The organism is Streptomyces sp. R44 (assembly GCF_041053105.1).
Lineage (GTDB): Bacteria > Actinomycetota > Actinomycetes > Streptomycetales > Streptomycetaceae > Streptomyces.
On record NZ_CP163444.1, the window covers coordinates 329,945 to 355,066 of the forward strand.

General features: G+C 71.0%; 23 protein-coding genes and 1 pseudogene. 7 read left to right on the plus strand and 17 right to left on the minus strand.

Features of this window, described 5'->3' with window-relative positions; all coding sequences use genetic code 11:
* Positions 1–191: 191 nt before the first annotated feature.
* The 3 genes from AB5J54_RS01645 to AB5J54_RS01655 all read left to right on the plus strand — a co-directional run bounded on the left by AB5J54_RS01645 (position 192) and on the right by AB5J54_RS01655 (position 2,683).
* Positions 192–374 carry a hypothetical protein gene (locus tag AB5J54_RS01645; RefSeq protein ID WP_369142045.1) on the plus strand — a complete coding sequence of 61 codons (183 nt, stop codon included), beginning with the start codon at positions 192–194 and terminating at the stop codon, positions 372–374.
* On the plus strand, positions 361–1,785 hold the full coding sequence (locus tag AB5J54_RS01650) for an amidase (RefSeq protein ID WP_369142046.1): 1,425 nt from the start codon (positions 361–363) through the stop codon (positions 1,783–1,785). The genes AB5J54_RS01645 and AB5J54_RS01650 overlap by 14 nt, the downstream gene beginning before the upstream one ends.
* 70 nt (positions 1,786–1,855) lie before the next feature.
* Positions 1,856–2,683: a thioesterase family protein gene (locus AB5J54_RS01655; protein ID WP_369142047.1), complete on the plus strand. Its 828-nt coding sequence runs from the start codon at positions 1,856–1,858 to the stop codon at positions 2,681–2,683.
* Between the two features lie 32 nt (positions 2,684–2,715).
* Here the strand turns inward: AB5J54_RS01655 and AB5J54_RS01660 are convergent, their stop codons facing one another.
* Entirely contained in the window at positions 2,716–3,960 is a 1,245-nt protein-coding gene (locus tag AB5J54_RS01660) for a cytochrome P450 (RefSeq protein WP_369142048.1), read from the minus strand.
* A gap of 95 nt (positions 3,961–4,055) precedes the next feature.
* Here AB5J54_RS01660 and AB5J54_RS01665 point away from each other — a divergent pair, with 95 nt between their 5' ends.
* The gene (locus AB5J54_RS01665) at positions 4,056–4,961 is read left to right on the plus strand and encodes a LysR family transcriptional regulator (RefSeq protein WP_369142049.1); all 906 of its coding nucleotides are present in this window, start codon (positions 4,056–4,058) and stop codon (positions 4,959–4,961) included.
* A 37-nt stretch (positions 4,962–4,998) separates the two neighbouring features.
* A pseudogene (locus AB5J54_RS01670) lies at positions 4,999–5,128 on the plus strand (IS5/IS1182 family transposase); the annotation flags it as partial.
* Here the strand turns inward: AB5J54_RS01670 and AB5J54_RS01675 are convergent.
* The 14 genes from AB5J54_RS01675 to AB5J54_RS01740 form a co-directional block, all read right to left on the minus strand.
* Entirely contained in the window at positions 5,126–6,013 is an 888-nt protein-coding gene (locus AB5J54_RS01675; protein ID WP_369142050.1) for a PhzF family phenazine biosynthesis protein, read from the minus strand. The pseudogene AB5J54_RS01670 and the gene AB5J54_RS01675 overlap by 3 nt on opposite strands.
* A 48-nt stretch (positions 6,014–6,061) precedes the next feature.
* Positions 6,062–7,648 carry a phosphoglycerate dehydrogenase gene (gene serA / locus AB5J54_RS01680; RefSeq protein ID WP_369142051.1) on the minus strand — a complete coding sequence of 529 codons (1,587 nt, stop codon included), beginning with the start codon at positions 7,646–7,648 and terminating at the stop codon, positions 6,062–6,064.
* 81 nt (positions 7,649–7,729) lie between these two features.
* Positions 7,730–8,053, minus strand: coding sequence for a ferredoxin (gene fdxA, locus AB5J54_RS01685; protein WP_369142052.1), 324 nt, complete (start codon positions 8,051–8,053; stop codon positions 7,730–7,732).
* Positions 8,054–8,089: 36 nt separating this feature from the next.
* Positions 8,090–9,115, minus strand: a complete 1,026-nt coding sequence (locus tag AB5J54_RS01690) for a 2-oxoacid:ferredoxin oxidoreductase subunit beta (protein ID WP_369142053.1) — start codon at positions 9,113–9,115, stop codon at positions 8,090–8,092.
* On the minus strand, positions 9,105–10,970 hold the full coding sequence (locus AB5J54_RS01695) for a 2-oxoacid:acceptor oxidoreductase subunit alpha (protein WP_369142054.1): 1,866 nt from the start codon (positions 10,968–10,970) through the stop codon (positions 9,105–9,107). The genes AB5J54_RS01690 and AB5J54_RS01695 overlap by 11 nt, the downstream gene beginning before the upstream one ends.
* The gene (locus AB5J54_RS01700; protein ID WP_369142055.1) at positions 10,967–11,830 is read right to left on the minus strand and encodes a VOC family protein; all 864 of its coding nucleotides are present in this window, start codon (positions 11,828–11,830) and stop codon (positions 10,967–10,969) included. The genes AB5J54_RS01695 and AB5J54_RS01700 overlap by 4 nt, the downstream gene beginning before the upstream one ends.
* 4 nt (positions 11,831–11,834) lie before the next feature.
* Positions 11,835–13,175, minus strand: coding sequence for a hypothetical protein (locus AB5J54_RS01705; protein WP_369142056.1), 1,341 nt, complete (start codon positions 13,173–13,175; stop codon positions 11,835–11,837).
* On the minus strand, positions 13,172–14,257 hold the full coding sequence (locus AB5J54_RS01710) for an NAD(P)/FAD-dependent oxidoreductase (protein ID WP_369142057.1): 1,086 nt from the start codon (positions 14,255–14,257) through the stop codon (positions 13,172–13,174). The genes AB5J54_RS01705 and AB5J54_RS01710 overlap by 4 nt, the downstream gene beginning before the upstream one ends.
* Entirely contained in the window at positions 14,254–15,576 is a 1,323-nt protein-coding gene (locus AB5J54_RS01715) for a SidA/IucD/PvdA family monooxygenase (RefSeq protein WP_369142058.1), read from the minus strand. Before AB5J54_RS01715 ends, AB5J54_RS01710 begins: the two co-directional genes overlap by 4 nt.
* Positions 15,577–15,641: 65 nt before the next feature.
* Positions 15,642–16,010: an aspartate 1-decarboxylase gene (gene panD, locus AB5J54_RS01720; RefSeq protein ID WP_030496153.1), complete on the minus strand. Its 369-nt coding sequence runs from the start codon at positions 16,008–16,010 to the stop codon at positions 15,642–15,644.
* Positions 16,011–16,080: 70 nt separating this feature from the next.
* Entirely contained in the window at positions 16,081–17,676 is a 1,596-nt protein-coding gene (locus tag AB5J54_RS01725; RefSeq protein WP_369142059.1) for a class I tRNA ligase family protein, read from the minus strand.
* Entirely contained in the window at positions 17,676–18,029 is a 354-nt protein-coding gene (locus AB5J54_RS01730) for a cupin domain-containing protein (protein WP_369142060.1), read from the minus strand. Before AB5J54_RS01730 ends, AB5J54_RS01725 begins: the two co-directional genes overlap by 1 nt.
* Before the next feature lie 41 nt (positions 18,030–18,070).
* A complete protein-coding gene (locus AB5J54_RS01735) occupies positions 18,071–19,315 on the minus strand; it encodes an FAD-dependent oxidoreductase (protein ID WP_369142061.1) in 1,245 nt (414 codons plus the stop codon).
* Positions 19,316–19,953: 638 nt separating this feature from the next.
* Positions 19,954–20,571: a TetR family transcriptional regulator gene (locus AB5J54_RS01740; RefSeq protein WP_369142062.1), complete on the minus strand. Its 618-nt coding sequence runs from the start codon at positions 20,569–20,571 to the stop codon at positions 19,954–19,956.
* Positions 20,572–21,007: 436 nt separating this feature from the next.
* Here AB5J54_RS01740 and AB5J54_RS01745 point away from each other — a divergent pair, with 436 nt between their 5' ends.
* On the plus strand, positions 21,008–22,246 hold the full coding sequence (locus AB5J54_RS01745; protein ID WP_369142064.1) for an IS701 family transposase: 1,239 nt from the start codon (positions 21,008–21,010) through the stop codon (positions 22,244–22,246).
* Positions 22,247–22,491: 245 nt separating this feature from the next.
* On the opposite strand, the gene AB5J54_RS01750 is transcribed toward AB5J54_RS01745, so the two are convergent.
* Entirely contained in the window at positions 22,492–23,265 is a 774-nt protein-coding gene (locus tag AB5J54_RS01750; protein WP_369142065.1) for an SDR family NAD(P)-dependent oxidoreductase, read from the minus strand.
* A gap of 50 nt (positions 23,266–23,315) precedes the next feature.
* Entirely contained in the window at positions 23,316–23,960 is a 645-nt protein-coding gene (locus AB5J54_RS01755) for a ScbR family autoregulator-binding transcription factor (protein ID WP_369142066.1), read from the minus strand.
* A 127-nt stretch (positions 23,961–24,087) separates the two neighbouring features.
* Between AB5J54_RS01755 and AB5J54_RS01760 the strand changes: the two genes are divergently transcribed.
* Complete coding sequence (locus AB5J54_RS01760) at positions 24,088–25,023, plus strand: ScbA/BarX family gamma-butyrolactone biosynthesis protein (protein WP_369142067.1); 936 nt, start codon at positions 24,088–24,090, stop codon at positions 25,021–25,023.
* Positions 25,024–25,122: the final 99 nt, after the last annotated feature.

The following is a 25,122-nucleotide window of genomic DNA, read 5'->3' on the forward strand; positions in this document are numbered from 1 at the left end:
CGCGTCGGCGGGGAAGCGGCACGTCGGCACAGGTGAGCCGCGCTCTTCGCGTCGGCGGGGAAGCGGCACGTCGGCACAGGTGAGCCGCGGACGGCCCCGCCGTCCCCGGCTCCGCTCGTGATCCAAGGTATCCGGCTCCGATCACCCGGAAGGGAACCATGATGGCCGCTGCGGGACCGTCCCGTCCGACCGTGCGACGCGCTCCGCCACCGGACTTCCGTCCCGGCGAGGTGGCCGAACTGGTCGCCCGCCTGGGGCAGCTCTTCGGCCGGCTGCGGACCCTGGACCTGGCGGGCGTCGCGCCGGCCCCGGTCTTCCGGGCGACGACCGGTCCCTCCCCCGCGGCCCCGGGAGCCTTCGATGCGACCCTTTGAGCTCAGCGTCGCGGACGCGGCGGCGGCCATGGCGGCCCGCACCCTGTCCCCCGTGGAACTCGTCGACTCCGTCCTGGACCGGTGCGACGCCGTCGAGGACCGGCTCCACGCCTACGTCACCGTCGTGGCGGACCGTGCGCGACGGGCCGCGCGGCAGGCGGAGAGGGAGATCCGCGAAGGCGTCCACCGCGGGCCGCTCCACGGCATTCCGTACGGACTCAAGGACCTCATCGACGTCTCCGGGATACCCACCACGGCCAGTTCGCGCGCGTGGGCGGGCCGGATGCCCGGCGGGGACAGCACGGTGGCGGCGCGGCTCACGGACGCCGGCGCGATCCTGATCGGCAAGACCCACACCCACGAGTTCGCCTACGGACTGCTCACCCCGCAGACGGCCAATCCGTGGCACGCGGACGCCGTCGCCGGAGGCTCCAGCGGCGGCTCGGCGGTGGCCGTGGCGGCCGGGACCGCGCTGTTCGCGCTGGGGACGGACACCGGAGGGTCGATCCGCATTCCGGCCGCGCTCAACGGGACGGTCGGCCTGAAGCCCACCTACGGCCTGGTCTCCCGCCACGGGGTGGCGCCCCTGTCGTGGTCCCTGGACCACGTCGGCCCCCTCACCCGGACCGTACGGGACGCCGCCCTCGTGCTGCGCGCCCTGGCCGGCCACGACCCGTCGGACCCCGCCAGCGCCTCCGCTCCGGCGGACCCGGCCTCGCCGGCCCCGGCGGATGTGCGCGGGCTGCGCGTCGGCGTGCCCGTCACCTACTACTTCGACCGCGTCGATCCGGAGGTGGAGGCGGCCGTCCGCGCGACGATCGACCGGCTGCGGGAGCTCGGCGCGACGGTGACGCCCGTGGACCTGCCGCTCGTCGAGTACGTCGAGGCGACGCAGTGGGGCCTGATGGCCCCCGAGGCCTCGGCGGTCCACGAGGAGACCCTGCGCGCGACACCGCACCTCTACGGCCCGGACATCCGGCTGCTCCTGGAGGCGGGACACCACGTGTCCGCCCTGGACTACCTGCGCGCCCAGCGCAGCCGGTCCCTCATCAGCCGAGCGTGGGGCCGGCTCTTCGCCGGCATCGACGTGCTCGTCGCCCCCACCTCCCCCATCACGGCGGCGCGGCGCGGGCAGGAGACCGTGCGGTGGCCGGACGGCGTGACCGAGACGGTCACCGACGCCTACGTCCGGCTCTCCTCTCCCGCCAACATCACCGGATTCCCCGCCCTCTCGCTCCCGGTGGGCAGGGACTCCGCCGGTCTCCCCATCGGCGCGCAGCTGATCGCCGCCCCGTTCGCGGAGTCGGTCCTCTTCCGGGTGGGAACCGCCCTCGAGGAAACGCGGCCGGACACGGGCAGACTTGCCGAGGTGGCTCAGGCGGACATCATCCACAGCGCCTCAGATCGCTGAGGCGAGAACGCCTCAGATCGCTGAGACAGGAGCGCCTCAGATCGCTGAGGCAGGACCCGGAGGCATACCCGTGAACCCAGAGCTCGTTCCGTTCCCCGACACGCTGCCCGCGGCCTTCTACCACGAGCTGGGGGACGGCCGGTACGAGAGCACCCCGGCCACGGCGGGCCCGTGGAGCGCGAAGTCGCAGCACGCCGGCCCGCCCTCCGCCCTGATCGGGCGGGCGCTCGAGCGCCACGCCCCCCGGCCGGGCATGAGGATCGCCCGCGTCACCGTGGAGCTGCTGCGCCCGGTCCCGGTCGCGGACCTGCGGGTCGAGGTGCGGACGGTCCGGTCGGGCGGCAGCGTCGAGATCCTGGAGGGGGAGATCACCGCCGACGGCGTCCCGGTGCTGCTGGCCCGTGCCTGGAGGCTCGTCGCCAGCCCCGAGGAGACTCCGGCGCTGCGGCCCGTCCGGCCCGCCCCCGCCCTGCCCGGGGCGCAGCCGCCGCACACCATGGCGGGCGCCCATCTGGACGGCTACATCGCGGCGATGGAGTGGCGCTTCGAGGACGGTGCGGGCTTCGACACGCTCGGTCCGGGGACCGCCTGGGCCCGGCAGCGCATCCCCTTGGTGGCCGGCTCCCCGGACTCACCGCTGACCCGGGCGCTCACGGTGGCCGACAGCAGCTGGGCGGTCGGCTTCGAGCTCGACCACCACGGGAACCTCGTCATCAACACCGATGTGACCCTCGCCCTGCACCGGGACCCCGTCGGGGAGTGGCTGTGCCTGCGCTCCCACACCGCGGCCAGCCCGAACGGATCAGGGCTCGCCCTCGGGCAGCTCGACGACGCGACGGGCGACTGCGGGCAGGTCCTGCAGACCTTGCTGGTCACCGAGCGGCGCGGCCGGCCGTGACCGGCCGCGCCGGACCCGCGGCACGCGCAGGGTCATCCGGGCCATTCGACGAGCAGGCTCCGGGGGCCGCGGAAGGAGACGTTCGCCGGGAAGTCGAAGTCCTGGTCCTCCACCAGCCGCATGTCCGGTGCCCGCTGCGCGAGCAGGTCGAGGGCGATCCGGGCTTCCATCCGCGCCAGCGGGGCCCCGATGCAGTAGTGGATGCCCTTGCCGAAGGCGAGGTGCCGGCGGGCGTCTCCCCGGTGGATGTCGAACGTCTCGGGCTCCTCGAAGTGCTTCGGGTCCCGGTTGGCCGCGCCGAGCAGGATCAGCACCTTGGCCTGGGCGGGTATCTCGACACCACCGACGTCCACCGCCCTGGTGGTGATGCGCCGCCAGGCGGGGATGCTGCTGTCGTACCGCAGGATTTCCTCGACCGCCTTGGCGATGAGATCGCGGTCGGAACAGATCGCGGCCCACTGCTCGGGATTGGTCAGCAGCTGGCGGATCGCGTTTCCGGTGAAACTCGTCGTGGTCTCGTGGCCGGCGAAGCTCAGCCCGTACGCGACGTTGGTGATGTCTTCGAGCGAGAGGCTGTCGGGATTCTCCTGGCGGATCCGGATCAGGTCACTCGTGAAGTCGTCGACCGGTTCTGCGGCCCGCTTGGCGACGAAGTTCTCGCAGTACTCCCAGTAGTTCGTCATGTTCGTGGCGATCTCGCGCTGCTCGTCCGCGCTCGGGCGTCCCCAGCTGAAGGCGATGCGGTTTCCGCACCAACTCTTCAGCATGTCCATGTCCTCGTCCGGGAAGCCGATGAACGTGAAGATCATGTACGCCGGAAGCGGATAGGTCAGCGCGCTCACCAGGTCCACCTGCCCGGGCTTGATGGCGTCCACCAGCTCCGTGGCCTTGGCCCAGACCTTGGGCTCCAGCGACGCGATCCGCCGCGGTGAGAAGCCCGTCATGTTGTGCTTGCGAATGCGGGTGTGCCGCGGCGGGTCGCAGTCCGACATCACCGGGTAGGCGCGGAATCCTTTCTTCAGAATCTCCTGCGCCTCTTCCGAAAGGGGGAACACCGGCTTCTGACCGACCCGCGCGGAGAAGGTCCCCGGATCCTTGAGAACGGCCTCGATATCGTCGTACCGGGTTATCACCCACATATCGATGGCCGATGCGTAGAACGCCGGAGCCTCCTCCCGCACAGCGGTGTGGATCGGATACGGATCGGCGATGTAGGCGTCACCAAGCGGGTCGAAACCGTGATGCACCGGGCAGCCGGCCGTTTCGTTCATCGGCATCATTGCGAAACCTCCTTGACTTGGTACTGCAAGTCTCCGCCACGACCGCCGAATTGAAAACGAAGGAATGGTGAGGTGCGTTATGGGATTCCCTAATGACTGAACGGATCAGCCTTCGCCGGCTGCACGCCTTCGTGGCGTGCGCCGAGGCCGGAACCATGACGGGCGCGGCGCGGCAGCTGTTCGTGACCCAGGGCGCGGTGTCGGTCGCGATCTCCCAGCTGGAACGACAGATCGGTGTACAACTGCTCCTGCGCTCCAAGGCGAAGGGGCTGACGCTGACCGAGGCCGGCCGGCTCCTCCTGCCCGAGGCCCGGTCCCTGCTGGCCCGGGCCGACGCGCTCCAGGCGGGCATGCGCGACCTGGGGAACGCCCCTTCGGGCAGCCTGGTGATCGGCTGCTTCACCACCATCGCCCCGTTCCTCCTGCCCCGCGTCCTGGAGGAGTTCCAGGCCGCACGCCCCCAGGTGACCCTGGACTTCGTGGAGGGCTCGCTCACCGATCTGCAGCAGCTCCTGCTCGACGGGGCGTGCGAGCTGGCCGTCCTCTACGGCGTCGACATCCAGGCCGGCATCGAGTACGACACGCTGTACCCGACCCAGCCGTACGTCCTGCTGCCGCCCGCCCATCCGCTGGCGGAGAAGGAGGAGATCCGGCTCGCCGACCTCGCCGATCACGACATGATCGCGCTCGATGTCCCGCCCAGCCTGCGCTACTTCAACGAGGTGCTGAGCTCGGCCGGGGTGTCCCCGCGCATCCGGCACCGCACGGAGAGCTTCGAGATGGTGCGCAGTCTCGTCGCCCGGGGCGTCGGATACTCGCTGCTCATACAGCGCCCGATCGCGGACGTCAGCTATGAGGGGCGCGGCCTGGTGATCCGCCGGATCAAGGACGAGATACGGCCGCTGGACGTCGTCCTGGCGCGTCCGGCGGGCGTCCGGCTGACGCGTCGGGCGGCGGCGTTCAGGGCGTTCTGCCACGCGTCGGCACCCCGCCGCTGAAGCGTGTCCGTGAAGTCGGTGGGTTGTCGCCGCGTTCGTGGTGCGACGACATGAACGGGCGGATGAGTCGTGGGCGTTGATCGCTCCGCTGCTGGCGCCGGGCCGGACGGGCAGGCCTGCCCGGGGACCGGCGCCAGGAGATGAACGGGATCTTGTGGAGACCGTCAGGCCGGGATGCGGGTCCCTGCGCCGGCGACCCTGATCCGCGGGTCGCCCGCCCGCAGTTCCACCGTCAGGACACCGGGGCGTCCCATGTCCTCCCCCTGGTGGAGGGTGAGGACCGTCGCCTCGGGCACGAGTCCGAGCTCACGGGCGTACGCACCGAAGGCGGCGGCCGCCGCCCCGGTCGCCGGGTCCTCGACCACACCGCCCACCGGGAACGGCGCCCGGACGTGGAAGACCTCCGCGGAGGCGCGCCAGACCAACTGCAGCGTCGTCAGGTCCAGCCGGTGCATGAGGGCCTCCAGGCGGGCGAAGTCGTACGCCAGGCGGGACAGGCGCTCTCGGCTCGCGGCGGCGATGACGAGATGGCGGGCGCCCGCGAACGCGATGCGGGGAGGCAGGTCGGGATCGAGGTCGCCGGCCGGCCAGTCGAGCGCGGCGAGTGCCTCTGCCAGGTCATCGGCCGCGATCTCCTCGATGTGCGGCTCGACGCTCGTGAGTGTGGCCCGCAGCGTCCCGCCCTCACGCGTCACGGTGACCGGCACGGTCCCGGCCTGCGTGGTGAACACAAGGTCGCCGGGGCCGATGCGCTCGCCGAGGGCCACGGCCGTCGCGACGGTGGCGTGACCGCAGAAGGGCACTTCCGCCTTTGGGCTGAAGTAGCGGATGGTGTACGCGCGCCCGTCGTCCGACGCGCCGGAGCCCGCTCCCTCGGACGGCGCCGTCAGGAACGCGCTCTCGCTGTAGCCGACTTCGGCGGCGATCGCCAGCATCTCCTCGCCGCTGAGGCCGGTGGCGTCGAGAACGATTCCGGCGGGATTCCCTCCCTCGGGATCGTCGGAGAAAGCGGTGTAACGCAGGACGTCGGGGGTTTCCCGTGTGGAGTTCATGCCGGGGCAACGACCAAGATCCCCGGGTTGGTTCCCCGGACGTCCGCGCTACGGCATGAGGCGGACGAATCCGGCGGACGCCTCGTCGAGGGCCGACACGAGGCTGCCCACCACGGTCTCGGGGACGTCGATGTCGACGGACATGGCCGCCATCGCCCGGCCGCCGGACCGGGCGACCTCCATGTCGGCGATGTTCACGCCGGCACCGCCCAGGATCTGTCCGGCCTTTCCGATGGCCCCGGGTTCGTCGGAGTACCAGAGGAAGAGCATGCGGTCCGTGAGGTCCAGGTCGATGTCGCATTCGCCGATCTCGACCAGCTTGTGGGTGCCCTTCCGGGCGGACAGGGCGCCGGCGACGACCAGGGACCTGCCGTCCGGCAGGACACCGCGGATGGCGACGGCGTTGCGGTGGTCCGGGCTCTCGGAGCTGGTCGAGAAGCGCACGGAGACGCCGAGCTCACGAGCGAGTTCCGACGCGTTCACCAGCGAGGGCTTCGTGGGGACGAGTGGGGCGAGGATCCCTCGGAGCGCGGCGGCCTCGAGGACCGTGACGTCCCGGCGGGTCACCTCACCGCGGACCTCGATCTCCAGGTGTGTGGCGGCACGGCGGCCCGCGAGCTCGGTGAAGACGTGACCGAGGTCGTCGGCGAGCGCCAGGTAGGGATGGACCTCCTCCGCGACGGGACCTCCCGGGGCGTTCACCGCGTCGGGCACGAGCTCCCCCGCGAGGGCCCGGCGCACCGAGTGGGCGACGGAGGTCCCGGCCTTCTCCTGGGCCTCGTGGGTGGAGGCGCCGAGGTGCGGGGTGACCACCACGTTGCCGAGGCCGAACAGCGGGGAGGCCGTGCACGGCTCCACCGCGAAGACGTCGAGCCCGGCCCCCGCGACGCGTCCGTCCTTCAACGCGGCGGCCAGCGCCTCCTCGTCCACGATGCCGCCGCGTGCCGCGTTGACGATCCGTACGGACCGCTTGACGAGACCCAGCTCCCGCTCGCCGACGAAGCCCACCGTCTCCGGTGTCTTCGGCAGGTGCACGGTGATGAAGTCGGACTCCCGCAGGAGCGTGTCGAGCGGAACGAGGCGAGCGCCCGCGCGCAGGGCGCGCTCCTCCGTGGCGTACGGATCGTGGGCGACGATCCGCAGGCCGAACGCGGACATCCGCTGGGCCACCAGGGTGCCGATGCGGCCGAGACCGATGACTCCCAGGGTCTTGTCGGCCAGTTCGACGCCGGTGTACTTCTGCCGGTCCCACTCCCCGCTCCTGAGCGAGAAGTCGGCCTGCGGGATGGTGCGTGCCGTGGACAGCAGGAGCCCGCAGGTGAGTTCGGCGGCGCTGACGACGTTGGAGAGGGGGGCGTTGACGACCAGGACGCCGGCCTTCGTGGCCGCGGGGACATCGACGTTGTCCAGGCCGACGCCGGCCCGCGCGACGACCTTGAGACGGCGGGCGGCGTCGATCACCTGGGCGTCCACACGGGTGGCGCTGCGCACCAGGAGGGCGTCCGCGTGGGCGACGGCGGACAGCAGGGCCGGCCGGTCGGTCCCGTCGCAGTGCCGGATGTCGAAGTCCGGACCGAGCGCGGTGACCGTGGAGGGCGAGAGCTCTTCGGCTATGAGGACGATGGGCTTGGCCATGGGGAGAACTCGATCCGTGAAAGGCTCGTGGGACGGAAAGGGCGCAAGGGACCGCGGGAGCCGGATCCGGCGCGGGACGGCTCAGGTCTGGGACGGCACGGGCACGGCGTCGACCACCGCGTGATCCGCCGCGAGCGGGGCGTGGTCGCGCGAACCGCCGGGCAGGCCCAGGCCGTCGAACACCTCACGGTCCGCGATGCGGTAGTCGCTGAGGGCCTCCGGGAGGTCGTCCTCGTAGAAGACCGCTTCGACCGGGCAGACCGGCTCGCACGCCCCGCAGTCGACGCACTCGTCCGGCTGGATGTACATCTTGCGCGGGCCCTCGTAGATGCAGTCGACCGGGCACTCGTCGAGGCAGGCCTTGTCCTTGATGTCCACGCAGGGTTGAGCGATGACGTATGCCATGAGGGGTTCCTCCGGTGTCGGTGGTCCGTCGGGGTGTCAGCCGACGACGGACCAGGTGTCGTTGCCCGCGAGCAGCGCGGCGAGGTCGCTCTTCCCGTACCGCTCCACCGCGGCGTCGAGCTGGTCGGCCATGAGGGTGTCGTAGACGGCGCGTTCGATGGAGCGTAAGACGCCGATGGGGGTCTGGTGGAGGGTGTCGGGGTCCGCCAGGCGGGAGAGGGCGAAGGCGGTGGTGGGGGTGGCCGCGTGGGCGTCGTGGACGAGGATCCGGGCCTCGTTGTCGGGGGTGACGGTGACGACCTGGAGGTCGCCGGTGGCCGGGTCGCGGACGACGCCCTTCTCGTTGTCGGCGCCGAAGCGGATCGGCTGCCCGTGTTCGAGGCGGATGACCGCCTCCTTGGCCTGGTCCTTGTCCTTGAGGACCTCGAAGGCGCCGTCGTTGAAGATGTTGCAGTTCTGGTAGATCTCGACGAGAGCGGTGCCGTTGTGCTCGGAGGCCTGGCGGAGCACCTCGGTGAGGTGCTTGCGGTCGGAGTCGACCGTGCGGGCCACGAAGCTCGCCTCGGCGCCGAGTGCGAGGGAGACCGGGTTGAAGGGGGCGTCGAGGGAGCCCATCGGGGTCGACTTGGTGATCTTGCCGAGCTCGGAGGTGGGGCTGTACTGGCCCTTGGTGAGGCCGTAGATCCTGTTGTTGAAGAGCAGGATCTTCAGGTTGACGTTGCGGCGCAGGGCGTGGATGAGGTGGTTGCCGCCGATGGACAGCGCGTCGCCGTCGCCCGTGACCACCCAGACGGACAGGTCGCGCCGCGAGGTGGCGAGACCGGTCGCGATGGCCGGGGCGCGGCCGTGGATGGAGTGCATCCCGTAGGTGTTCATGTAGTACGGGAAGCGGGAGGAGCAGCCGATGCCGGAGACGAAGACGATGTTCTCCTTCGCCAGTCCGAGCTCGGGCATGAAGCCCTGCACGGCGGCGAGGACCGCGTAGTCACCGCAGCCCGGACACCAGCGGACCTCCTGGTCCGACTTGAAGTCCTTCGGAAGCAGACGGAGATCAGTTGCCACGGAGGGCCTCCTCGAGGACGCCGGCGAGCTGCTCGGCCTTGAACGGCATGCCGTTGACCTGGGTGAAGGGCTGGACGTCCACCAGGAACCGGGCGCGGAGCAACAGGGCCAACTGCCCGAGGTTCATCTCGGGGACGACGACCTTGTCGTAGCGCCGGAGGACTTCCCCGAGGTTCTTGGGGAAGGGGTTGAGGTGGCGGAGGTGGGCCTGGGCGATGGGGCCGTTCTCGCGGCGGATGCGGCGGACGGCCGCGGTGATCGGCCCGTAGGTGGAGCCCCAGCCCAGGACCAGGGTGCTCGCGCCGTCCGGGTCGTCGACCTCGATGTCCGGGACCTCGATGCCGTCGATCTTGGCCTGGCGGGTGCGGACCATGAACTCGTGGTTCGCGGGGTCGTACGAGATGTTGCCGGTGCCGTCCTGCTTCTCGATGCCGCCGATGCGGTGCTCCAGGCCGGGCGTGCCGGGCACCGCCCACGGGCGGGCGAGGGTCTCGGGATCGCGCTTGTACGGCCAGAAGACCTCGGTGCCGTCGGCGAGGGTGTGGTTCGGGCCGGTGGCGAACGGGGTCGTGAGGTCGGGCAGGTCCTCGGTCTCCGGGATCCGCCACGGCTCCGAGCCGTTGGCCAGATAGCCGTCGGACAGCAGGAACACCGGCGTGCGGTACGTGAGCGCGATCCGGGCGGCCTCCAGGGCCGCGTCGAAGCAGTCCGCCGGCGTCCTGGGGGCCACGACCGGGACCGGGGCCTCGCCATTGCGGCCGTACATCGCCTGGAGCAGGTCGGCCTGCTCGGTCTTGGTGGGCAGGCCGGTGGACGGGCCGCCGCGCTGGATGTCCACGACGAGGAGCGGCAGCTCCAGGGAGACGGCAAGTCCGATGGTCTCGGACTTCAGCGCCACACCGGGACCGGAGGTGGTCGTGACGGCGAGAGAGCCGCCGAAGGCCGCGCCCAGGGCGGCGCCGATGCCGGCGATCTCGTCCTCGGCCTGGAAGGTCCGCACGCCGAAGTTCTTGTGCTTGCTGAGCTCGTGCAGGATGTCCGAGGCCGGGGTGATCGGGTACGAGCCGAGGTAGAGCGGCAGGTCCGCCTGGCGGGCGGCCGCGATCAGGCCGTAGGACAGGGCCAGGTTCCCGGAGATGTTGCGGTACGTGCCGGTGGGGAAGGCCCGGGTCGCGGGGGCGACCTCGTAGGAGACGGCGAAGTCCTCGGTGGTCTCGCCGAAGTTCCAGCCGGCCCGGAAGGCGGCCACGTTGGCCTCGGCGATCTCCGGCTTCTTCGCGAACTTCTGCCGCAGGAAGGTCTCGGTGCCCTCGGTGGGGCGGTGGTACATCCAGGACAGCAGCCCGAGCGCGAACATGTTCTTGCTCCGCTCGGCCTCCTTGCGGGAGAGCCCGAACTCCTTGAGCGCCTCCAGGGTGAGCGTCGTCAGCGGCACGGGGTGGACCCGGTAGCCGTCGAGCGAGCCGTCCTCCAGGGGCGAGGAGTCGTAGCCGACCTTGGCCATGGCGCGCTTGGCGAACTCGTCGGTGTTGACGATGATCTCGCCGCCGCGCGGCACGTCCCCGATGTTCGCCTTCAGGGCGGCCGGGTTCATCGCGACCAGCACGTTCGGGGCGTCGCCCGGGGTCAGGATGTCGTGGTCGGCGAAGTGGAGCTGGAAGGACGAGACACCCGGCAGGGTCCCGGCAGGCGCCCGGATCTCGGCCGGGAAGTTCGGCAGCGTGGAGAGGTCGTTCCCGAAGGACGCCGTCTCCGAGGTGAAACGATCACCCGTCAGCTGCATGCCGTCACCCGAGTCACCCGCGAAACGGATGACCACCCGGTCGAGCCGGCGGACCTCGTGGTCGACGGTCATGTGGCATCGGTCCCGGCTGTGCCCCGCGCGGGAGCCGAAGGCGTGTCGTGGAACCCGGGGGCGCTCTCCCAGACTTCGGCCACGGAGCCGTCCTCCAGCTGGACGAGCCGGTGGCCGGCGGGGGCTCCCAGCGGCCGGGCACCCGGGATGTCCCGCGGTGCGGAGCTCACCAGGGCCAGCCGGACGTCCGACGCGCGGGTGAACTCCGGGCCGTCCGTGCCGACGACGAGCAGGTTCCCGACGGTGGCCAGCTCGACGCCGTCGGGGGCGTCCTTCTGGAGGCGGGTGTCGCGGTCGAGGCCGAGGGCCGTCTCGTAGAGGCGGACGAGGGAGGCGAACATGCTGCGGCTCACCGCCTTGCGGAGGAGCAGCCGCACCCCCGGGTGTCCTGATCCCCGGAGCTCCGGGGGACGAGGCCGCTCGCCCGGGTTCGGGCGGTGCTCCACGAGCTCGGCGATCGCACCGTCGGGGAAGCGGACGCGGGCGCGGGCGCCCGGCAGAATCCGCTCGGGGGGTTCCAGCACGGTGGCGCCGACCTGGTCCAGCCGGCTCAGCGCGCCGTCGAGCGAGGGCACGATGACGGAGTAGGCGGTCCGGCGCTGGATGTCGGTGAAAGGCCGGGCGCTGGCGATCAGGAGCATGTTCCCGACCGCCGCGAGCTCAAGGCCGCCGAAGTCGGGGATCGGCATCCTCAGATCCGCGGGGGTTCCGGTGAGCCGTTCGTAGGAGCGGATGCGCTCGTCGAGGACCGAGACGTCGATGAGGGAGCGGGCCAGCAGGCGCGGGCCCGGCAGCAGGGCGGAATCGGGCGTGGTGCGGAACCAGCGGTCCGGCAGCGCCGCCGCGGGAACAGTGGGCATCGCGTCAGGACTCCTTCACAAGGTGCGACGTGGGATCGCCCCACCATCGCTGGACGGTGAGTCCCCAGGACTCCAGCTCCTCGTGGACGAGGCGTCGCAGGGACGTGGCGTCGCCGAAACGGTCGGGGATGCCGGTCACGGTCACGGTCAGCCGGTCGCCGGTCCTGAGGAGGCAGAGCGAGGCGCGCAGGCGTGCCCGGTCCGGCAGGACGCCCGGCACGTTCATGGTGCGGACGGCGATGCCTGCGGCCTCCTGCCCGGTGAACCGGGCGATCGCCTCGGGGGTCCGGCCGAAGTTGGAGGCGACGACGGTGGTCTGCTGTGCCCCGGGGTTCTTGAGCAGGTGGGCGTGGCGCTCCGGGAGGAGGTGCCACAGGGGTTCCGGGACGAGGGTGCCGCTGTGCTCGCCCGTGGCGCGGAGCAGCTCCTTCGTCGCCTGTCGGGTCTGCCGGAGGCTCTGGTGCCGGGCGGGGCCGCCGGGCACGGTCAGCGGCATCACGACCAGGGCGTTGGCCCGGGCGTCCTGGTCGGACCGCCGCAGGCTCACGGGGATGCCGACGTCGAACGGTTCGGCCGGGTCGCCCGCCCCCGCCGTCCGGACGAGGTTGGCGGCGATCTCGACGAAGAGGCTGTTGGTGGTCCCGCCGAAGGCGTCCGCCTGGTGCTCCCACCGGGCGGCGTCCGTCTCGAAGATCGCCGAGGTGAAGAAGCGCGGTTCGGCCGGGGGTTCGGTGCGGGCCGGGGCCGGGGGCCGCAGTGCGGTCCTGATCCGGGCGAGCCGGTCCGGGTTCGCCAGCGTCGCCGGGAGCCAGCGCGCGGCGGCCAGGCTGCCGTGGAGCGTCTGCCGTGCCAGGTCGGCCAGGTCGTCGAGCAGCCCGGGGCCGGCGGACGGGCGGTGCGTGTCGTCACCGCCCGAGCCGATGGCGCGGAAGATGCCGAGCCCGTCGCAGCGGAAGTGGGGCACGGTCAGCGAGACGAGTGTGCCTTCACCGTACGGGGCGGCGGCGAGCCGCCACAGGGCGGAGCTTCCGGGCAGGAGCGGCGCCTTGACCTGGGTGTCGATCCAGTCGGTCAGGGTGGCGTCGGTCAGCGGCGTCGACGTGGTGCCGAGGGCTTCCTCGTTCCTGGCGGGCACCCAGCTGCTGCGTGCCACGGGGATGGGCGAGCTCCGGGCGCGGCGGCTGAGCCACCCCCGGTCGAGGCCGTCCCAGGCAGCTTGCAGCGCGGCGACGGGTACGGGATCCCGGAAGGTCCACAGCACCTGCACGATCCTGCTGGAGCCGAGGGTGTCGGCGGCGCGGTGGAGCATCTCGTCGGTGGGGTTGAGGCGGACGGTGGCCGTCATCGGGCGGCCACCTCCTGGAGGCGGGCGGCCGCGAGCTCGCCGATCGCCGGCGCCCGTTTGAATCCGCCGCCGTTCCAGCCGGTCGCGGTGACGAGACCGTCCAGTTCGGTCCGCACGGTGACCTCGCCGTTCCCGGTGGGTGCCATCGCGTCGTACGCGGTGACGCCGCCCGTGAGCGGGGCCGTGGCCAGCTGCGGGTAGCGGTGGCGGACGACCGCACGGACGCGCTCCTCCTCCTGCGCCGACACGCCCGGCCGGACGGTCTCGGGGACGTCGGTCTCCTGCGAGGAGACTCCCGCGAGGACCAGTGAGTCCGATCCCCAGGGGCGCAGCCAGGCGCCCGTGGTGGCGTCCACCACGGTGGGGAGCGTGGTGAGACCCGCCGGTTCGCCGACCCGGAACAGGCAGTAGCCGACGGCCCGGGTGCGCAGGGGCAGGTGGACGCCGACGCTCGCGGCCAGGGAGGTGCTGCCCGTCCCCGCCGCCAGCAGGACGGCCCGGGCGTGCACGGGTCCGGCGGTGGTGTGGACCCCGGTGGCGCGGGAGCCGGATGTGAGCAGGTGGGTGGCGCGGGCCGGGATCAGCCGGAGCCGGGGGCCCGCGTCGCGTGCCATGGCGTGGGCCACCGGTCCGACGGGGAGCCAGCCGGCGTTCGGTTCGTGGACCGCGACCAGGTCGTCGGGCACGTCGAGGGCCGGGAAGCGGGTGGCGAGGTCGTGCGCGGTGAGGATCTCCGCCTTGTGTCCTGCGGTGCCGAGATCCGCGACCGCCGCCGCGGCCTGTGGGAGGTCGCCGCGGGCCACGAGGCTCAGGCTGCCCTGCCGGCGTATCGCGGGCCAGGTTCCCTGGTGGCCCTGGCGCAGGTAGAGGTCGAGGCCGGCGGCGGCCGAACGCCGCCGGGACGCGGACAGGTCGAAGGCGCGGACCAGCCCGCCGGAGGCGCCCGTGGCGCCTCCGGCGATGCCTGCCGTGTCGATGACGGCGACGGCGAGACCCTGGGCGCTCAGCCTTTCGGCCGTGGCGAGCCCGATGATCCCGCCGCCGACGACGGCGACGTCGGCGGTGAGGGCGGACCGGGTCACGGTGCGATCCCGGCGGCCAGCAGCTTCTCGTGGTCGTCGCTCAGGATCGAGTCGACGATGTCGGTCGCCCGTACCGAGAGCATGGCCAGCGCGCCGGCGTCGCCCATGCCGTGGCTCGCCTCGCAGAGCCCGTTGAGATAGACCTTGAGGGGCCGCGGGGTGCCCGCCTCCGTCTTCAGCTCGATCGAGTAGTCCCGCGCGACGACGGGGGTGCCTTCCTCGTCGAGGGGCAGACGGTGGGCGATGCCTTCCAGGAGCGGGTGGTACGGCTCGTCGCCCGGTTCGCCGCCGAAGTCCCTGAAGCCGGTCGCCAGGATGACGACGTCGGTGTCGAGGGTCTCCTCGGTGAGGTGGTTGATGTCGCGCAGGACCATCCGGTGTCCCGGGCCGTGCGGCCTGCTGATGACGGCCTCCCGGAAGGGCTTCATCACGAGCCGCTCGGAGCCCGTCAGGTCGTACTCGCGCTGCACGCCGACGAGGCGGTCGATCACGTCCTGGTCGCAGGCCGCGTAGTTGATGGACCGCAGTTCGTCGCGCAGGCGGCGTTTCTTGGCGCTGGGCAGCGGGTGGAAGTAGTCCACGAACTCGGGGAGGAACACCTGCCTGCTGTAGGGGCTGGTGTCCTTGAGCCGGAACCCGATGCCGCGGTGGACCGCGGTCACCTGCCGCACGTTGGGGCGGCCCAGCAGGTCGAGGATGATCTCGATCGCGCTCTGGCTGGCCCCGACGACGGCGACCCGGATCGCCTTGTCCTTGAAGCGCTCCATGGACGAGAGGTACTGGGTGGAGTGGAAGACGCTCTCCCCCAGGCCCTTCTGGAACGCGTACGGGATCCGGGGCGAGCGCCCGGTGCCCACGGAGACGCTGCGGCCGAGGTAGCGGCCGCCGTCGTCGGTGTCGACGCAGAACAGCTCGCTGCCGTCGTCGCCCTCGACGAGGGAGAGGTTCACGGCCGACCGGCCGTAGTCCACCTGGTCGCGGAAGGCCTCGGCGACCCAGGCGAGGTAGCCCGAGTACTCCCTGCGCAGCGGGAACTTGGCGTTCAGGTGGAGGTAGTCCGTCAGGTCACCGCGCGCGGCGAGGTACTTGACGAAGGTGTGCGGGCTGTCCGGGTTGCGTTGCATGGCCAGGTCGCGGAAGGGGTTGTTCTGGATGTCCGCGCCCGGGAGGAGCTGTTCTTGCTGCCACTGGAACTCGGGGGCCCGTTCGATGAAGTGGGCGAGGCCGGCGCGGCCGCGCTCTTCGAGCGCGACCGCCAGGGAGAGGTTCGCGGGTCCGAACCCCACTCCCAGCACCGGGTGGATCTCATGGGTTGTCACGGTTCACGCATCCTCGACTCGTCGTGCATGCAGGAACGTCGTTGCGGGACGGACGCGTCCGGAGGTCACGCGCCGAGGAGCGCCGTCTCGGTGATCGCGTTGGTGTCGTCGACGTGGACCACGCGGGACTTGTGGTCGGCGACCTCGTCCGGGGTGAGCTGCGCGTAGCTGATGATGATGACCTTGTCACCGGTCTCCACGAGACGGGCGGCGGCGCCGTTGACGATGACCTGGTTGGCGGCCGGCTCGCCGAGGATCGTGTACGTCTCGAAGCGCGCGCCGTTGTTGACGTTGACGACGTGCACCAGCTCGTGGACGCCGATGTCGGCGGCGTCGAGCAGCTCCGGCGAGATGGTGATGGACCCGACGTAGTTCAGGTTGCTGTCGGTGACGGTGGCGCGGTGGATCTTCGCGTTCATGAAGGTGCGCAGCATGGTGGATCTCCTTGGGAGCTGAAGGTGTCGTCCGTGCGGGAGTGGTGTGCGGGGCGGGACGCCCCGCGGGTCACGCGGTCGGGGCGTGCGGGGCGGCCGGGATGACCAGGCCGCGGAAGGGGTTCTCCGGTGTGCTGGAGAGGTCGGCGAGCAGGGGTGCCTTGCCGACGGTGGTGGGGCCCGCGAAGGCGGTGGAGATGTTCTCGGCGAGGTCGGGGGTGATCGGCCAGGCCAGGGTGCGCAGGGCCCAGAGGAACCGCAGCGCGCCGGAGACCTCGCTCGCGTCGTCGGCCTGGATCCGGGCGGAGCGCAGCGCCAGCACCTCCAGGTGGAGGGCGACCGCCTCGGCGGCCTTGCGGACGCTGAAGTTCTCCAGCCGGTAGGCGTCCTCGAAGCGTCGCCGGGACGCCTGGAGGGCCGCGTCCCACCACGGCGAGGGCGTCGCGTCGATGTGGCGGCCGGTCAGGGCGCCGAGCTGGTCGACGATCGCCGTGAGGGGGGCGTCGTAGCGTGCGGCGATGGTGTCGGCCGCGATGGGCTCGCTGAACTCCGCCTGCTGCAGTTCGGGGCTGGTCAGGGCGAGGACGAACCGCGCCCGGTCACGGCCGACGGACTCCAGGTAGTCGCGCGCCCAGCGCACGTCGCCCTTGCTGGTGGAGAACTTGCGGCCCTCCAGCATGTAGTACTGGTTGGTGAGCGTGCGCGTCCTCGGGAGGGGCACCGGCATGCCGTGGCGTGCCGCGAGCAGCGCCAGGGTCACGTAGACGAAGGCGTTGTAGAAGCCGTTGTCGATGCCGATGAACTGGACGAGCTCGTCGGCCTGGGTGTCCAGGCGTGCCTGCTGCAGCCAGTACAGGTGGCCGACGTAGATCTCCGGCCAGGCGTTGATGGCCTGCGGCTGGATGTCGGGACCGTCCCACTCGACCGTGATGCCCCAGGTCGTGGGGTAGGTGACGGGGATGTAGGGGAGCCGTCCGGCGAGCGTGTCGGCGACGACCTTGGCCAGGTCCGGGCGCAGCCGCACCTCGGAGGTCCGGTACCAGTTGGTGATCATGGACCGGTGGCGTTCGAGGTCCAGGACCCAGATCGAGACGGGGCGCTGCGGCAGGGCGGAAGCCGTGTCGCTCACGGGCAGCAGGGCGCCGGGCAGGTTGTAGAGGCCGCAGGCTTCGCAGACGCCGGCCCTGGCGTGGGCGAGGCAGGTGGGGCACCGCCCCGTGACGAAGGCCTCGGCCTTGTACTCACCGGTGTCGGCGTCGAACGGCAGCTCGACCTCGCGCAGGTCGAACGCGCCGTGCTCCCAGAGCCGGGTGAAGAAGGAGCGGACGAACGTGGTGTAGTCCTCGTCCGGCCGTTCGAAGAGGTCGACGTCGACGCCGGCCAGTTCCAGCGACTTCGTCACGCTCTCCAGGGCGTGCTGGATGAGCGCCTCCGGCGTGGTCCCGAGCCGTTCGGCGGTGGTGACGACATAGGTCTGGTTGTCGTCGGTGCTGGTGGCGAAGGCCACGTCGTGCCCGAGGACCTTCTGGGACCGGGCGCACACGTCGCTGTTGAGGACGGGGCCGGCGAGGTGGCCCAGGTGCAGGTCGCCGTTGGGTGTGGGGGGCGAGAAGGTGACGTTGACGCGGCGCGGGGCGGGGGCGTCGGCGCCCGGGGAGTCGGTCATCACGCGTCCTTGCCGTGCTCGGTGGGCTGGAGCCAGTAGATGCTGACGAAGGTCAGCGGGTCGGACTCGCTGGTGTTCGTGACCTTGTGGTCGGTGCCGTGCGGGATGTAGATGACGTCGCCCGGGGTGATCCGGCGCTCCTCGGTGCCGACGCGCAGGTGGCCCTCACCGCTGATGAAGATGAAGGTCTCGTCGGTGGCGTGTCCGTGGGGCGTGCTGGACTCGGTCGGCCGGATGGAGCACAGGGTGCTGTTCCAGGGCGGGACGACGACGCCGTCCCAGGGGTAGAGCTCCCGGATGTCGCAGCCGTTCTTCCGGATCCGGGCGTCGTCGGCGTCGGTCTTCACGTGCATGGTGGAAGTCCCTTCGATGGGTGCGTCGGAGCCAGCCGGGGCTAGCGGAGGGAGAGCAGTCGCTGGATGGTGTCGGGGTGAAACGATTCGGCAGAGACGCCGTAGGCCCCCTTGAACGTGGCGAGCCGGGAGCCGGCCAGCGCCGGGTCGGTGGGCCACGCCTTGGCGTACGCCCTGCGACGGGCGGCGCCTTCGGGGGTGAAGGTCATGTTCATCGCGGTCCGGACGGATCCCGAGATGCGCAGGCGGCGCATCCGCTCCTCGCGCTCGTCGACGTACGGCTTGAGGATCCCCGGCGACCACGTGGTGCTGGACCGCAGCGCCTCCCAGACCAGGCGGGCGTCCCGTAGAGCGATGGACAGGCCCTGGCCGACCACCGGATCGGTCCAGCCGGCCGCGTCGCCGATCAGCACCGCGCCGGGGACGGCGGGACCGTCCGTCCAGGCGTCGTTCATCGGGTAGAAGGCGCAGGACTCCGAGGGGGTGACCGCGGCGAACATCTCGCTGTTGGGGATGCAGTCGAGCTGGAACGCCTTGAGGAAGTCGGCCTGCCGAGTCGGGCCGGAGAAGCGGCCCTTCTGGGCGACGTCGTGCAGCAGGTACAGCCGGGCCTTGGCGCCCGCGCGGGGGAAGACGAAGTAGAGGAGGTCCTTCTCGGTGCCGATCGAGGTGACGTGGGCGGGCCAGTCGTGGAGGTCCTCCACGAGCATGCCGCCGCCCAACGAGTTCGGCGGGGTCTGGGTCAGGGAGATGCCGAGCTGGCGCCGTACGGTCGAGGTGCGGCCGTCCGCTCCGACGACGAGTCGGCAGGACACCTCGTACTCGACGTCGTCGTACTCGTAGCGCACGCCGGGGTGGGTCCCGCCCGTCACCGTGACGTCGCCGATCCCCCGCACGACCGTGGCCCCGGCCTCGGCGGCGGCGGTGGCGAGCGCCTCGCACGCCTCGGGGTGACCGACGTCGAGCACGCCGCGGATGCCGGGCAGCATCTCGTCCAGGTGGAGGGCGTTGGCCCAGGCGGCCTCCGGGTCGGTGATCTCGTCGAATCCGACGAAGCGGTCGATGTAGGTGCCCCCCGCGGCGAGCAGCTGCTTCTCCAGGCCGAGTGCGAGGAGTTCGACCACGCCCCAGCAGTTGATCACCTCGCCGCGCACCTTGTCCCGGTAGACGGTCTGCCGTTCCAGGAGCAGGACGTCGTATCCGTCGCCCGCCAGCGCCGCCGCCAGGGCGGATCCGGCTATTCCGCCGCCGATCACCACTGCGTCCACACGCTCAACTGTCGCCATGGAACCCTCCACAGAAGCCCTTTCAAGGCATTGCCGTATTGACCGCCCCGGAAATGGGCAGCCGGAAGTCCGAGCTGGTCGAATCGATAGAGTTGCCGCGGGACGGGGAATGCGGCAATGCAAGGGGGAGTCACTGTCGGAAGAACCCCGGACCCACGCCCGATGGAGCGGAGCAGGCCCGCTGACGGCCTTGCGTCCGGGGGTTCTTCCGGTCACTAGGGGGGAAGCGCCGCCGCTCCGGATCGCCGCGCGGACACTTTCGGTCGCAGATGGAACAATCCTGAGGACCCGTGAAAGTCGACGGCACCCGCGCACTGATCACACACGCCGGCTCCGCCTCCCTCACTGGTCCGCCCTTGGTACGAGTGTCGGTTGCGGCATCCACGATCCGCGCCGAAGCGGGCAGCGGCAATGCCGACTTGCGAAAATCGCGACCCGATTCGGGCAAAGATGCGAATGTCGCACCTCCCGCAAAGACCGGGAACCGACGGGAGAGCGCTTTCCCCAGAGAGGGAAACTCGGTTGGACGTCGGTCAGGGCGGACGGGAAACTCGCCGACGCTCAGGGGAAGTTCATCGAGGCGTACCTCCCGATACGGCTACGGCTCCTACCCTGAGCGGCCGGCAGAACGGCCCACGTCACGAAGGCGCGAGGCTCGACGGACCACAGATGCCTCGCTGGATGATGTCCCACATCTGCCTGATCTCTTCCACCGCGCCCGGTTCGCGCGGCTCCTCGTCGCCCTGCTCACTCGCGGCGCGCGCCCGGTACTCGGCGCCGAGAATCAGAAACCGCGACAGCATCGCCAGATCCTCCGGACGGACCGCGGCGTGCAGCTGTCCGTCCCGATAGGCCTGGCTGAAGAGGTCCTGCACGGCGGTGACCCAGGACGTCGTCCAGGCGAGGTCTCCGTCCGGCCGCTCGCGGCTGAGCCGTGCCGCGGAGCGCACGGCCGGCTCCTCCTCGAGCAGCCGCGCCAGTTCGAGCGTCACGTCGATGGCCCGGTGCAGCGCGGGGGCCGGGCCCGACGGCAGGGCGTCGAGGGCCGCCCGGGTGACGGTCTGGCCCTTCGCCTGCACGGCGGCAGCCAGTTCGTCCTTGGTCGAGAAGTGGAACGTCAGGGCGCCGATCGTTATCCCGGCGGCCCGGCAGACGCGGTTCAGCGCGGCGCCGGCGTAGCCGCTCCGGTCGAACTCGGTCGCTGCGGCGTTCACCAGGGCCTGCCGGGTGCGTACCGCCCGTAACTGCCTCGTCATGCATGTCTCCGGTCCGCTGGTCGGTGGTCAACAGGACGGCCCCTTCCGGCGCCGGCAGCGAGGACGGCAGATGCGCGCACCACGCGTACGACAGGCGCCGCGAAGGCCGAGTGCACCGCCCTGTCCGTCCCCGGATCGGTCCGAAGGCGGAGCGCCGGACGGCCCTCCACGGGAGCGGAACCTACCTGCGGCCCCCTTTCTGCGGGCGCCGCCGAGGGGCCGACCTCGTTGTCCAGCGGTCGTGGCGGCAAGTGTGACGCCGCAGGTCAGCGTCGACAAGCCCGTCGATCACGGTTGGCCGGTTCACGCAGAGTCAGGCTTCCGGCCCCCAAGGCGCGGACTTCAAGGGTGGGTTGGCTGGTTCGCTCCGACAAAAAAATAGCAGCCCCTATTATTCTTTTGTCGTCGACCTCTGAGCCGCACCCCGGAGCCCCTCATGATCAACTTCGCGTACGGTGCCGACCGACTGCCCATCCAGGAAGACGGGCATCGAGTCGCCGGTTTCGCCGATCAGCTCTTCACTCACTTACCGCGGGCGGACCAGCGCCGCTGGGCCGCCGCGTATCTGCTGGGACTTCTGGCGGTCTCGGGCAGGAAGTCCATGCGCAGCCTGGCTGCCGCCATCACCGACTCCCCCACCGCCTCGCAGTCGCTGCACCGCTTCATCAACGCCAGCCCGTGGGACTGGCAGCCGGTCCGGGGCGAGCTGAGGCGCTGGGTCGAACAGCGGACGCGGCCGAAGGCCTGGACCATCGGCGTCGCCGTGGTGCCCAAGCGGGGTGACCAGTCGTGCGGGGTGCACCGCAGGTTCGTGCCGGCCCTGGGCCGCACCATCAACTGCCAAGTCGGCATCGGGCAGTTCCTGGCCACGAGCCGCGGTCAGATTCCCGTGGACTGGCGTCTGCACCTGCCGAGCGAATGGAGTGAGGAGAAGCTGCGCCACCGCACGCGCATCCCCGAGGCCGTCCACCCCCTGCCGGCCTGGGCGCAGGTGCTCGACCTGGCCGACACGCTGGCCGCCGACGCGTGCCCGGCGCTGCCGCTCGTGGCGGATCTCCGCGAGTACAAGGAGTCCGACCGGCTCCTCCTGGGACTGCGGCAGCGCGCCACCGACTTCGTCGTCGCCGTCCCCGACAGCCTGGCCGTCCAGCCTCCCGCGGCGGTCCGTCCCTCCGGTCCGGCCGCCGACGTTTCCGCTTCGCCGATCAGCGCGCGTCGTTTCCTGGAGACAGAAGGTGAACTGCTCCGCTCGGTCCTGGGGGCGAGCCACCTTCGCCCCTCGGGCCTGACCCGTGTGGTCACCGGACTGGTGCGCCTGCCCCGCGGCCCGCAGCCGCAGCGCTTCTACCGGCTGTTCGCCGAGGTCCCCCGCGAGGGCGAGCAGCCCACCGCACTGTGGCTCACGACCCTCGTCCACCTGTCGATGGAGGAGCTTCTGGAGCTGGCGTCCCTGCCGGCCACCATCCCCCGCACGATGCGCCGTCTGGAGGGCAGCTTCGGACTCCAGGACTTCGAAGGCAGGTCCTATCCCGGCTGGCATCGGCATGTGACGCTGGTGTCCGCGGCCTGCGCCTTCCAGGAACTGTCGGAAGTCGATCCGGCCGGCCTTCCCGGCGTCGTTCCCTCCGCCCGTCTGATCAGGGCCCCCCGACGACCGGCGCGGCTTCCGGTCTGACGCCGCGCGGCCCTGCGCGACAGGTCCCGTGGCACAAGTCCTCCTGTGCCACGGGACGGGGGGTTCGCTCTCACTACCTCTGGCGCCCACCTGACGGGCGCTCCGGTGTCGCGCAGGTCACCGGGGTTCTCCGGCGACGGAGGTCATCGGGGTTCGCCGGCGTCGCGGAGGTCACCGGGGGTTCTCCGACGTCGCGGAGGTCACCGGGGTTCGCCGGCGCGGCGCGAACCGCTGCCCGGCATCGTTCACACCGCGCTCCACCCGCCGTCCACCGCCACCGCTCCGCCGGTGACGAACGACGCCCGGCCGCTGCACAGCCACAGCGCGGCCTGCGCGATCTCCTCCGGGTCCGCCAGTCGCTTCTGCACCGCGCGTCCGGTCAGCCTCTCGACCGTCTCGGGGGTGCCGTCCAGGTACGGCTCCAGCTGAGGGGTGCGGGTGGCTCCCACCGTCAGCGCGTTCACCCGGATTCCAGCGGCCCCGTACTCCGCCGCCGCGGCTCGGGTGAGACCGAGAACCGCGTGCTTGGCCGCGATGTACGGGGCCGTGGCGCCCGTCGCCGAATGCCCGGCGACGCTGGACGTGTTGACGATCGCGCCACCGTGCTCCTGGCGCAGCATGACGGGGATCTGCTGGCGCATGCAGTTCCAGACGCCCCGCACGTTGACGTCCATGACCGTGTCGTAGGCGTCCTCGTCCAGTTCGTGCAGGACGGGGCCGAACGCCCCCGCCCCGGCGTTGTTGAAGGCGGCGTCCAGTGCGCCGAACTCCTCGACCGTCCGGGCGACGGCCTCCCCCACCTCTTCGGGGATCCGTACGTCGCCCGGCACGGCCAGCGCCCTCCCCCCGTCTCCGAGGATCGCCTCGGCCAGTTCGCGCAGGGTGTCCTTGCGCCGGGCCACCAGCACGACGGCCGCGCCCTCCCTGGCGAAGAGCTTCGCAGCAGCGGCCCCGATGCCGCTCGACGCTCCAGTGATCATGACTGTGCGGCCCTGTAACGCTCCCGTTATGTGTGACATAGCCAGATTCAACGCCATGCACAGCGGGCACGGCAGCCCCTATGGGGCGATCAGGTTCGATTCACGCCATCCGGAGGGGAACCGTCCTCGTCGAAGCGCACGGTCTCGATGACCCTGGCCGCGCACTCCTCGGCGGCGACGAGCGGCAGCAGAAGGACCCACATCTGCCGGATGCGGTCCGGCAGGTCCTTTCGACCGCTGTCGAGCTGGGCGTTCATCTGCGCCCCGGTGCAGGCGTTGACCACGAGCTGCGCCAGTGCCCGCACCTCCACGTCGGGCCGCAGCTCGCCGTTCTCGCTGGCCTCGCGCAGGAACGGCTGGAGCACGTCCGCCCACTGCCGGTAGGAGTTGCCCTCCTCGTCGCAGACGAAGTACTCCTGATCCATCACCAATCGGGCACCCGCCAGCAGTAAAGGGTCCTCCCTCAACTGCGTCGCCCACGCCACGGTGATGTCCACGGCACCCTGCAGGCCGGCTGCCGTGGACCTGGTCACCAGCTCCGGCTGGCTCCGGACGATCTCACGGGCGAGCTCCTCCTTGGATTCGAAGTGGAAGTAGAGCGCCCCCAGCGTCAGGTTCGCCCGTCTCGTGATCTTGCTGACGCTCGCCCCGGCGAACCCGAACTCGGCAAAGACCTCGGCGCCCGCCCTCAGGATGGCCGCTCGTGTCCGAGCACTCCGCTCTTGTTGAGCCATGCACCTGCCTCCCCAGTCCCTCGACAATAAACATAGTCATCTCTATGTTACTGCGCAGAGTTCACTTGCACCGTTGTCTGCAGTAGCCGCCTGCACCCAACTCGCATCGTTCCAGGGGGAACTACCGATGAACATCACAACTGGCTTAATCACGCCTCTCGAAGGCATCCAGCACGCCCCCAAGACTCTGACCCGCAAGACCGCGCCCGGTCAGGCGTTCCTGTCGGGATGGCGCAGCCACGACGACGGCGTCTCCCACACCGTCGTCGCCAACTGGCCTGCGCACCACCCCTTCTACACCGCCCACAAAGGGCACTACCACCCCCTCCTCCTCTCCGAGACGATCCGCCAGTCCCTCGCCCTGTTGTCGCACGTCGCCCACGACATACCCCTCGACTACCGCCTGGGCTGGGAGTCCTACGACAGTTCCGTCGTCCCGGCGGCCATGCGGACCCGATCGACCCCGGCCGTCGTGCACGTGACGGTCTCCCACACCGAGGTGACCCGTCACCGTCTCGGATCCGTCCGCCTCGCCACGCAGATCACGGCGACACGCGACGGAGAACCCCTCGGCATCGCCCGTGTCCGCTACACCGCCCACCCTCCCGCGATCTACGACAGACTGCGCGGGGCATACGCGGACGCGCAGGCCAGCACGGCGCGCGCCCTCCCCCTCGGGCCCGCCCTCGACGACGCCACCCGGGGCCGGCAGACCTCGCTGGAAGACGCCGTGCTGAGCCCGATCGGAGAGTCGCATCGCTGGCAGCTGCGCGTGAACACCGACAACCGCTCCTTCTTCGACCACGCGCACGACCACATACCGGGTCTTGTATTCCTCGAAGCCGCCGCCCAGGCCGCACAGGCCCTGTCCGGCGCCGCCCAGACCGTCCCCACGGAGTTCGACGCCCGGTTCCTCCGTTACGTCGAGCTGGACTCGCCCTGTTGGGTCGAGGCGACTCCGCTACGCCGGAGCAGGAGCGGAGTCGTCCGCACGGAGGTCACCGGGACCCAGACCGGCAAGGAGGTCTTCTCCGTGCAGGTCACCGCCCTCGAGCACGCCTGAGACCACGGCCTCGGGGCGGGCCGTGGTCCGTCCTAGGACCGAAAAGCCGAGCGGGACCGGAATTCCGATCCCGCTCGGCAGTCGCTTCGGGCCCGAAGG